Source organism: Bacteroidota bacterium (assembly GCA_018698135.1).
Taxonomy (GTDB): Bacteria; Bacteroidota; Bacteroidia; order CAILMK01; family JAAYUY01; genus JABINZ01.
This window is the reverse complement of sequence record JABINZ010000256.1, coordinates 1-3,292: the sequence shown is the minus strand read 5'-3', so window position 1 is coordinate 3,292 and position 3,292 is coordinate 1. Positions and strand designations below refer to the sequence as shown.

General features: G+C 31.0%; 4 protein-coding genes. 2 read left to right on the top strand and 2 right to left on the bottom strand.

Annotated elements, in window-relative coordinates:
• The coding region (locus HOG71_15980; GenBank protein ID MBT5992348.1) for a tetratricopeptide repeat protein at positions 1-785 on the bottom strand (785 nt) is incomplete at its 3' end.
• Positions 786-1,010, bottom strand: a complete 225-nt coding sequence (locus tag HOG71_15975; protein MBT5992347.1) for a hypothetical protein — start codon at positions 1,008-1,010, stop codon at positions 786-788.
• Between the two features lie 468 nt (positions 1,011-1,478).
• On the opposite strand from HOG71_15975, the gene HOG71_15970 reads away from it, so the two are divergent.
• Positions 1,479-2,051 (top strand): sigma-70 family RNA polymerase sigma factor, encoded by a 573-nt coding sequence (locus tag HOG71_15970; GenBank protein ID MBT5992346.1) that lies wholly within the window; start codon positions 1,479-1,481, stop codon positions 2,049-2,051.
• Positions 2,052-2,106: 55 nt separating this feature from the next.
• Complete coding sequence (locus HOG71_15965; protein MBT5992345.1) at positions 2,107-2,988, top strand: hypothetical protein; 882 nt, start codon at positions 2,107-2,109, stop codon at positions 2,986-2,988.
• Positions 2,989-3,292: the final 304 nt, after the last annotated feature.

The following is a 3,292-nucleotide window of genomic DNA, read 5'->3' as shown; positions in this document are numbered from 1 at the left end:
GTATTCGTTAAAGCTTTAAGGTAGAATGGCAAAGCTTTTTCATATTGGCCCATACTTTTATACAATACAGCCAGGTTATTCAAACTAATTCCATAGGATGAATGGTCCTTACCCATCGATTTTTCAGTGTTCGTTAAAGCTTCAAGGTATAAAGGCAAAGCTTCTTCATATTGTCCCATACTTTCATACAAACCAGCCAGATTATTCAAATAAGTTCCATAATATGAATGGTCCTTGCCCAGCGATTTCTCAGTATTCGTTAAGGCTTCAAGGTATAAAGGCAAAGCTTTTTCATATTGTCCCATGCTTTCGTACAATAATGCCACGCCATTCAAACGAATTCCATATTCTGAATGATCCTTACCAAGTGATTTTTCAGTATTCGTTAAAGCTTCAAGGTATAATGGCAATGCTTTTTCATATTGTCCTATAAGCCTGTACAATACAGCCAGGTTATTCAAACTAATCCCATATTCTGAATGTTCCTTGCCAAATAATTTTTCAGTATTAGTTAAAGTCTCAAGGTATAAAGGCAATGCTTTTTCATATTGGCCCATTCTTTTATACAATGTAGCCAGATTGTAGAGGGAAGTTCCATAATTATTATGAGAAACTCCAAATTCTACTTTGGCCCGGGTTACAGCTTTTTCAGCATAAATTATTGCATTGGAATAATCACCCAGACTATAGTATTTAATTACATTATTGTTCAACTCTTCCCAGTTTTGGGAATAAGCAGTTTGCACTATTATCAGAAGGAGGAAGATGAATTTATATTTTTTCATTTATTTTTTATTATTCCTAATAGAAATTCTAAAAAAAATCCCAGCCTGACAAGCCGAATTAAAATTTTGTTCACTTATCTTTTTATTTAATAGTTCACGAGTTGTTTCAATATCCCAAAGAATAAGCAGGCCATCTCCATAACCACCTAAAGTAGCAAGTTTCTTCCCATCAGGACTATAATCTGCAAGGATAACACTTGCCTGTTGACCTTTCTGAATTTTCAATATTGCCTTATCTTGTTCGTAACTAGTCTAATATGAAGCTGTTAGAAGTATTATTAATGCAAAAAAGTGATATTGTTTTCATTTTGATATGTTTTTTTTGAATAACTAATTTAACTGTTTAATGCCAAATTACTACACAATAGAACAGTGTACCAGTTGTAATGACAAATGATAAATTCTTTTGAGTTTCAAATTATAATAGGCAAACCTTTGAACGAGGCTGACTAATTGATAATATGTTTGCATCTGCAATCAAGCGTTTTGGAAGCATACGCAAACGAGTCAAAACCAATTCAAGTATTTGCTATTTACTCAATAATAAGAAATGTAGGACTGTCTGATAAATCTTTAATTCAGATGTTTTACATTAAAGACGTTTGCAATTTAGGAGATATGCAATCTTTTTTTCTATGTTTTTTCTAATGTAATAATCTTATTTGTTTAATTTTGTTCTGTAACATCCTTATTATGCAGGGAGACGAATTAATCCAGAAAATAAAATCAGGTGATGAAAAAGTGCTTCAGGAGTTTTATAAAAAATTCCGGAATCATTTTATATCCTACGCCTATAAAAGATACAAGCTCGATATTGAAATTCTTAAAGAAGTCTATCAGGATGCAGTGCTTGCATTTCGCAACAATATAGTGGACGAGAAATTAACTGTATTAACGTGCAAACCAAAAACATATTTATTTCAAATTGGTAATAACCTAATTGGAAAAGAGCTGCGGAAACGCAAATCTGAAGTGCCAATGCCCGATTATATTGAACGAACCTGCTACGATAAGGAGGCTGATTTATTTTCAAAAATGAATTTGACTGAAGTCCAAAGTATAATAAAAAAGGAAATGCAAAAACTTGGCGATAAGTGTTTTAAAATATTGCATCTCTTTTATTTTGAGAAAATGAGAATGGAAATGATTGCTGAGCAACTGAATTATGGTAGTGTTGACTCTGCAAAATCTACAAAGCATCAATGTTTTCAAAAACTTAAAAACTCGATTACAGAAAAGTATGATAAATCTACCTTTACTTTATAAGAAGTAGAGGTATAAATAGTGGATTTAGAAGAAATTGTGATATTTGCAATACCTAATGAATAAATTATCAGACATATACGAGCTTTTCGACAATTTTGAAAATAACAGATTGTCAAAAGCTGAAAAGGAAGAATTTCAAAAAAGACTTGAATCTGATGATAATTTCAGGATTGAATTCGAACAATATCATGATATTATTGTTGGAATCAAAGCCGCTTCAGAAGAAAAGCTGAGAGATGGCCTAAAAGAGCTGGATAAAAGCATTATTGACCCAGTAATTAGGTCAACTATATATTATGTATATAGAGTAGCGGCTACAATTGCAGTTCTTTTAATTGGTGCGGCAATAATATACCTAACTAAATATCAGGAATCTGATAGTGATTTATTAACTAATTCACCTGATGTGTTGATTGACGAAATTCAAAAGGATATTATTGACAGTTTAAAATCTAGTGATAATAGTCATATTAATCCAAATGATAATAATGAGGATTTATTACTTGCCATGAATCTGTTTGATGAATATTTCGAAAGCTATCCCAATAATTTGGTTCCTCAAAGCAGGGGCGTTCCTACCGATAGTCTTGAACTAGCCATGTATTACTATCAGCTTGACGATTATAAGAATTGTTTAGTCATCCTAACTGATTTACTAATAAAAAATCCTGATAATAATGACTTGCTGTTTTATTCAGCAATTTGTTTAATGAATAACCTTGAATTTGAACAAGCTCTTTCTCATCTTAATAAGATGTCAAATTCAGGAACTGAAGTTTATAAAGATGAAATTAAATGGTATACTGCTTTAATATATCTTCGAACAACACACATTGATCAGGCACTTGATCTCCTGAATATACTGTCTTCGTATACTAATGATTATAAAAATAGTTCTGAAAGTATTGTTTTTGCCCTGTCAGATAAGAAAAAGTAATTTCTTATAAAAAGTTCTTTACCTTTTTAATTGCATGGGTATATATAGGAAGTATGTTAAAAAAAGTTCCTTTAAAAAACAGAATAACAAAGAGTTGTAATTCACGCTTATTCTTTGTTTAGAATATTATTTAATAAGATTCTATATAATAAACAATATTAATATAGGGCTTGCTGAGAAAGTCAGACTACACAACTTTTAAAATTTGAGAAGATTGAAATTTATTGAATCATTCTTTGAAAAATGAATTTGACCCTATATCTGTCCTTACAAAGGCAAATTCAGGCAATCTCCTGCTAAACAG